The sequence below is a fragment of the Roseomonas mucosa ATCC BAA-692 genome, from assembly GCF_000622225.1.
Classification (GTDB): Bacteria; Pseudomonadota; Alphaproteobacteria; order Acetobacterales; family Acetobacteraceae; genus Roseomonas; species Roseomonas mucosa.
In genome coordinates, this window is record NZ_JHWD01000054.1 from 1 (window position 1) to 6,490 (window position 6,490).

Here is a 6,490-nt window from a genome sequence, read left to right on the forward strand (position 1 = left end):
AGGTCGACCATGCGCGCCCGCTCCGCGTCGCTCAGGGTATGCAGAGGCCGGGACCGAATAGCCGCGGGCCGGTGATCAGCCCGGACCTGTCCATCACCGGTGCGCCAACGCTGAAAGGTGCGCAGGTCGATGCCCGCCAGACTGCAGGCCGGGGCCAGCCGGGCACCGGCAGCGCAGGCCGCTGCGATCTCGGCCACCAGGGTCTGGCGGTCTTCCAGGCAGGTCATTCGTCCTCGCCGTCGCGGAAGACCGCAGTCAGTTTTTTTCTGAGCACCAGCAAGGCAGCCGTTTCGGCCAGTGCCTTGTCCTTGCGGTGCAGCTCGCGCTCAAGCTCCTTCACCCGCCTCCGGTCCTGCCGGGCCTCGGCGGCGCTGGCCGCCCGCGGCTCGCCCAGGCCCGCAATGGCGTCATGCTTCCAGGCCTCGAGATCGGCAGGGTACAGGCCCTGCTCGCGGCACCAGGCGCTGCGGGCGGCCTCATCCATCGCCGCAGTGGTGATCACCGCCTCCAGCCGCGCCGCCGGCGTCCACCGCTGGCTGTTGGCCAGTTCACCAGGGGCAGCCAGCACCTGCGCCCGCCAGCGCTCCAGCGTGCCGATGCTGACGCCGACCTCGCGGGAGACCACCTCGAGAGCCGCACTCTCCGGCGGCAACAGCCGCGCGACGATGCGATCCCTGAATGCTTGTCCGTATCGTGCCACGTCGGATCCACCCGCGCCCCCTCATTGCGTAATCCTATTGAGGCGACAACTCGTGTGACACGGGGGGACGGTGAGGTTCAAGCCGTCGCCGAACCTGCGCGAAGCGGTGTTCGCCGGCGTGAAAAAGGCCCGTCGCAAGGATGCCAGGGCGGGCTGAACCCGGGGGAGGGCGCCGGACCGGCGTCTCCCATTAATCCGTCTCCTTCGCTGCCTGTGCGAAGACCCTCCTGGTGACATTGTTGCGCCACAGGTCCGCCGGTCGTAGATAGCCCAGCGCGACTTCGGCGGAGCGGTGTCGGGTCTGGCGCATCACCTGGGCGAGGTCAGGACCGAGCGATACGGTCTCAGCGAAGTCCTGGACGACCTGCAGCCCCCTCCCTCCTCCACTTCTCCCTTGCATGGTCCATCGCCACCACGATGGCCGCGAGACGGTTCCTCCAATCCACTACCTCCGCCACGCTTCCGCCGGATCGATGGCTGAGCCTGAGCACCGCCAGGAATACCTCGTCCGAGTGCCGCATCAGCGCGATCAGGTGATCGCCCCTGGGGATGCTCGCCCCACTGCGCCAAGCCTTCACCGCGCGCTCCCCGGCATCAGTCCATCGCATGACTGTCTTCGCTCGGGTCCGGTGCAACGTCATGCCCCTGCGGAGCGCTGCCCCCAGCTCCGAAGCACACCTCGCCCTGTGGCTACGAGGATCATCTCCATCGGGCAGTTTTCTGCCCTTCGAAGGCTGCTTTTCGCCCTTCATTCCCACCAGTCCCTATCCTTTCCCGCACTACCCTTCCATTGGACTGTCGGACCGCGGCCGCTTCGGGTCGGCCCCATACCGACATGATCGCATCGTTCGGCTCCAGTGGGCTCGTGAAAGGAGCCGGCGCGTGAAACGAGAGATGGCGGACGCAGCCCGACCGGATAAAGCCTGGCCGACCAGGGCCGCCGAGTACGTCCGCATGTCGACGGACTATCAGCGATACTCGACGGAGAACCAAACGGACGCCATCCGCCACTATGCCGCGGCCCACGGTATCGAGGTTGTGCGCACCTATGCCGATCATGGCAGAAGTGGCCTTAGCATCTCGGGACGCGCCGGCCTGCAGACGCTCCTCGACGACGTCCGTGAGGGTCGGGCCGACTTCAGCCTGATCCTCGTCTACGACGTGAGCCGCTGGGGACGCTTCCAGAATGCGGATGAGAGCGCCTACTACGAATATCTTTGCAAGCGGTCCGGCATCGCCATCGAGTACTGCACAGATGGCTTCGAGAACGATGGCAGCCCAGTCGCCACCATCGTCAAGGGCGTCAAGCGTGCCATGGCTGGGGAATACAGCCGCCAGCTCTCGGCAAAGGTGTTCGCCGGGCAATGCCGCCTCATCGAGTTGGGTTACCGCCAGGGCGGCCCGCCCGGGTTCGGCCTGAGACGCCAGCTCATCGACGGCGCAGGCACCCCGAAAGCCCGACTGTCACGTGGCGAGCACAAAAGCATCCAGACCGACCGGGTCGTCCTCATTCCCGGGCCGCCGGAGGAGGTGGAGACTGTCAACTGGATCTTCCGCAGCTTCGTGGAGGAGGGAAGGAACGAACGCGAGATCGCGGAGCTTCTGAACCGCAGCGGGCAACTCACCGATCTCGGCCGCCCGTGGAGCCGTGGAGCGGTCCACGCGGTGCTCACGAACGAGAAGTATGCCGGGCACAACGTCTGGAACCGGACCTCCTGTAAGCTCGGAGGATCACGGATCAGGAATGAGCCGGCGATGTGGGTCCGGCGCGACGACGTCTTCCCGCCGGTCGTCGACCGTCGCCTTTTCGAGACGGCCAACATCATCATCAGGGAGCGATCGCGAAGCCTGACCGATGAGGAGATGCTCGAGGCGCTGCACGGCCTCCTGTCGAGGCGCGGTTTCCTATCGGGTCTCGTGATCGACGAGACGGACGGCCTGCCGTCCAGCGGTGCGTACGCGACCCGGTTCGGGAGTCTGCTCCGGGCCTATCAGCTCGTCGGCTTCACGCCCGACCGGGACTACCGCTACGTCGAGGTGAACCGTGCCCTTCGGGCGATGTATCCTGGCCTCGTCGGGAGGATCATCGCGGGGATCGAAGGGGCAGGGGGCGTCGTCTCCCGTGATCCGGCAACGGATCTCCTGACCCTCAACGACGAATTCACGGCATCCCTGGTCCTGGCCCGGCATCAGGAGACATCGCGGGGTGCCCATCGGTGGCATGTGAGGATGGAGGCTGCCCTTCGTCCCGACATCACCATCGCGGCCCGCCTTGACGAGGGAAACGAGGCTATCCGCGACTACTACTTCCTGCCACGTGCCGAGACGGGTCTCACCCGCCTGCGCCTCGCGGAGGAGAACGGGTTCTCGCTCGATGCCTTCCGCTTCGAGTCTCTCGATCCTCTGTTCGAACTGGCGGCCCGCACTACCATCCCGGGGGTGACCTGATGTCCTCGCAGCCGGCACCGCTGATCCAGAGCATACCGGTCGACCTGATCGACGTCGTGAACCCTCGCGTCAGGAACCGGAAGGTCTTCCTGGAAATGATGGAGAGTATCGCGGCCGTCGGTCTCAAGCGTCCGATCACCGTGACGCCGCGATCCAGCCCTTCGGGTGCACGGTACGATCTGATCTGCGGGCAGGGGCGCCTCGAAGCCTTCCGGGAACTCGGACAGGCGGCCATTCCTGCTCTGGTGATCTCGGCCGGGACCGAGGAGTGCCTCGTCATGGGGCTGGTCGAGAACGTCGCTCGCCGGCAGCACAACGCGCTTGACCTTCTCCACGACATCGATGGCATGAAGAGACGTGGGCACAGCGATGCCGAGATAGCCCGGAAGACCGGCCTCTCCGGCGAGTACGTCAAGGGAGTTCTGCGCCTCCTCGGGAGCGGTGAGACCCGCCTGCTACGGGCCATGGAGGCCGGCCAGATGCCGGTGAGCGTCGCCATTGCGATTGCCGATGCGGAGGAGGACGATGTCCAGCAGGTCCTCCAGGAAGCCTACGAGCGGAACCTGCTGCGCGGCAACAGCCTCCTGGCGGCGAGACGCCTCGTCCAGCAGCGGCGTGTACAGGGAAGGCGCGTCAGGACGCCAGATGGCAACAAGCCGAAGGCGTTGACGGTGAACGCCCTTCTGCGGACCTACCAGGCGGATGTCGACAAGAAGCGCGTCATAATCCGCAATGCCACCTCCACCCGAAACCGCCTGGCTTTCGTCGTCGAGGCGCTTCGGACACTCCTCGCGGATGAGGGGTTCGTAACGCTGCTCCGTGCGGAGGGGCTGCTCACCATGCCTAAGCCACTCAAGGATCGCCTCGGGGCCGGAGCGGAGGGAGGATAGGAATGGATGGCGGGGGGCTCAAAGGATCAGTTGCGCGGGCGTTCGAGCCGGCAGGGATACAGCTGCGCATCGACCAGCTTCAGATGCTGCGACCCGTGACCGTGAAGGTGCGGCGATCGAAGAAGTTCGCGCAGATTGTGGCCTCGATCGCGGAGGTAGGGGTGATCGAGCCGCCGGTGGTGGTTCGCCATCCGAAGAACCCGAACACTTATCTCCTTCTCGATGGCCACCTCCGGATCGAGGCCCTGCGTCTGGCAGGTGCCGAGGAGGTCCTGTGCCTTGTCGCCACGGACGACGAGGCCTTCACGTACAACAAGCGGATCAGCCGACTGGCGGCGGTGCAGGAGCACCGCATGATTCTGCGGGCCATCGAGAAGAAAGTGCCGGAGGAGCGGTTGGCCCGTGCCCTCAACATCGACGTGGTGACACTCCGCCAGAAGCGCCGTGCCCTGGATGGGGTTTGTCCGGAGGCAGTCGAGATGTTGAAGGACAAGCCGGTAGCGCTGAGCGCTTTCTCCCTCCTGCGCCGGATGCAGCCACTGCGGCAGATCGCGGTCGCCGAGATGATGATCGGCTTCAACTGCTACTCCCGCAGCTACCTGATGACCCTCCTTACAGCCACTCCGGAAAGCCAATTGGTCCCGAGCAGTAGGCCGAAGCAGGTCCGGGGGCTCACGCCAGACCAAGTGGCCTTGATGGAACGGGAGTCGGCGCATCTTGAAAGGGAGGTGAAGGTGGCGGAGCAGAGCTATGGGGCGGACAACCTCCACCTTGCTGTCACCGTCGGCTATCTGAAGAAACTCCTCGCCGTTCCGAGGATCGGAAGATACCTCAGGGCATCCCATCCTGATCTTCTCGACGGCCTCCAGAAGATCACCGAGGCCGATCCAACAGGGGCCTGAGCCTCCTAAAACGCAAAACCCGCTGCATCCGCTGGAAGAGGCTGAGCTGTCAGATCACGCTAAGCGCCACGTCGTCGCATTTTCTCATGCGGCCTCTTCCTCATAGGCTTCCAGGTCGATCTTCTGAATCTTGATCGTCTGAACGGTGCGCACGCCGATGTCGTGCTCGATCATGAGGCGGGCAAGTTCGGAGCCGTCGAGCAGCACGATGCGGTGCACCCTGAACGCTGCCCTCGCCTTGCGGGCCGCCAGCGTGAAGCGGCTGGTGGTGACGAAGACCCCCTTGCTGGCACCATGCTCGAGGAGCGCGCCGGCGAAGCCCTGGATCACCGGAGCTCCCACGGTATTGTCTTCCGCATACCGTTTGGCCTGGATGTAGACGGCATCGAGGCCGAGCACATCCTCGCGGATCACGCCGTCGATGCCGCCATCGCCGGAGCGTCCAAGCCTTTCGGCGGCATCGCGGCGCGAGCCGCCGTACCCGATCCTGACCAGCAGATCGATGATGACCTGTTCAAAGGCCGCCGGATCGAGCTTGCGGAGGCGTGCCAGCAGCATCGTTTCCAGTTCGGCCCGCAGATCCCGGTCGGCTGCCTCGAGGCGCTCCTCGGGCGTTCTCCCCAGGTCGAGGGCGGGATCGGGCAGTGCCGGCTGAGGGGCAGTTTCAGCACCATCCGTCTCGGTCCTGGAGGCAGCAAATTCCGGAAAGCGCCGCAGATAGGCAATGGTTATGCGTTCTGGTGGGGCGGCCAGGATGCCGCGCCCCCGCTCCGTGATCTCGTAGCGACCCCGTGCGATGCGCTGGACGGCGCCTGCCCTGCTGAGATAGGCCAGTGCCCAATGCGTGCGGTTGGCGATCGTCGTCTGCCGGCCGCTCGGGAGCAGCGTGTGCCGCTCCTCATCCGTCAGGCCGTGTTCAACGGCCATAACTTCGATGAGCTCACCCGTGGAGACCTGTCCGGTCACGAGGCGCCGGAGGACCGGCAGCATCAGGCTCTGGAAATCTGGAATACTCATCGCTCACCGGTTCGACAGCTGGGCAGCAATGTGCTGCCAGACGGGAAACAGCCTCGGGCCAATCCGGGCAGCCTGGAAGTGCAGCCGGAGCGATAATTCATCAAGGACGCGGCAGATTCTCCAACCCCGCTACCTCGGAAACCCATTGACGGCGTTGGCTGACGGTCAGGACATCCCGTCATCCCCGGCAGCCGTCCAGATCCCGCGGGTGGGGTTGTTGCGCCACAGATCGGCCGGTCGCAGATAGCCGAGAGCGACCTCGGCGGAGCGGTGGCGGGTCTGTCGCATGACCTGGGCGAGGTCGGCGCCCCGCTCGCCGGCGGCGGTGGCGAGCCCCGCGCGCAGCGAGTGCCCCGAGAAGCGCTCCCACCCCTCCAGCCCGGCCGCCTCGGCTGCCCCCTTCACCAGCCGCCACACCGCCTTGTCCGACAGCGCGGCGGTGGAGAGCTTCCCCGCCTTGCTCATGCCCACAAAGAGCGGCCGCTCCCGATCGGAGCCCCCGCCGGTGATGTCGGAAGCCCCCTTCCGGAAGG

The 6,490-nt window shown here is 65.7% G+C and carries 6 protein-coding genes and 1 pseudogene; 3 read left to right on the top strand and 4 right to left on the bottom strand.

Annotation, left to right across the window (positions count from 1 at the left end; genetic code table 11):
- Together BT98_RS27890 and BT98_RS0119750 are read right to left on the bottom strand one after the other, a co-directional pair.
- A pseudogene (locus BT98_RS27890) lies at positions 1–227 on the bottom strand (IS3-like element ISAzo10 family transposase); the annotation flags it as partial.
- Positions 224–700, bottom strand: a complete 477-nt coding sequence (locus tag BT98_RS0119750; protein WP_155985214.1) for a transposase — start codon at positions 698–700, stop codon at positions 224–226. The gene BT98_RS0119750 and the pseudogene BT98_RS27890, both read right to left, overlap by 4 nt.
- A gap of 882 nt (positions 701–1,582) precedes the next feature.
- Here BT98_RS0119750 and BT98_RS0119760 point away from each other — a divergent pair.
- The 3 genes from BT98_RS0119760 to BT98_RS0119770 are packed head-to-tail and all read left to right on the top strand — an operon-like array spanning position 1,583 to position 4,940.
- Entirely contained in the window at positions 1,583–3,148 is a 1,566-nt protein-coding gene (locus tag BT98_RS0119760) for a recombinase family protein (RefSeq protein ID WP_314316789.1), read from the top strand.
- Positions 3,148–4,038 carry a plasmid partitioning protein RepB C-terminal domain-containing protein gene (locus BT98_RS0119765; protein WP_019463294.1) on the top strand — a complete coding sequence of 297 codons (891 nt, stop codon included), beginning with the start codon at positions 3,148–3,150 and terminating at the stop codon, positions 4,036–4,038. Before BT98_RS0119760 ends, BT98_RS0119765 begins: the two co-directional genes overlap by 1 nt.
- Positions 4,039–4,040: 2 nt before the next feature.
- Positions 4,041–4,940, top strand: coding sequence for a plasmid partitioning protein RepB C-terminal domain-containing protein (locus BT98_RS0119770; RefSeq protein WP_019463293.1), 900 nt, complete (start codon positions 4,041–4,043; stop codon positions 4,938–4,940).
- Between the two features lie 84 nt (positions 4,941–5,024).
- Here BT98_RS0119770 and BT98_RS0119775 read toward each other — a convergent pair whose 3' ends face one another.
- Both BT98_RS0119775 and BT98_RS0119780 read right to left on the bottom strand, forming a co-directional pair.
- Positions 5,025–5,957: a restriction endonuclease gene (locus BT98_RS0119775; protein ID WP_026033596.1), complete on the bottom strand. Its 933-nt coding sequence runs from the start codon at positions 5,955–5,957 to the stop codon at positions 5,025–5,027.
- Positions 5,958–6,122: 165 nt separating this feature from the next.
- On the bottom strand, positions 6,123–6,490 hold a 368-nt coding region (locus BT98_RS0119780; RefSeq protein WP_027297453.1), incomplete at its 5' end, for a tyrosine-type recombinase/integrase.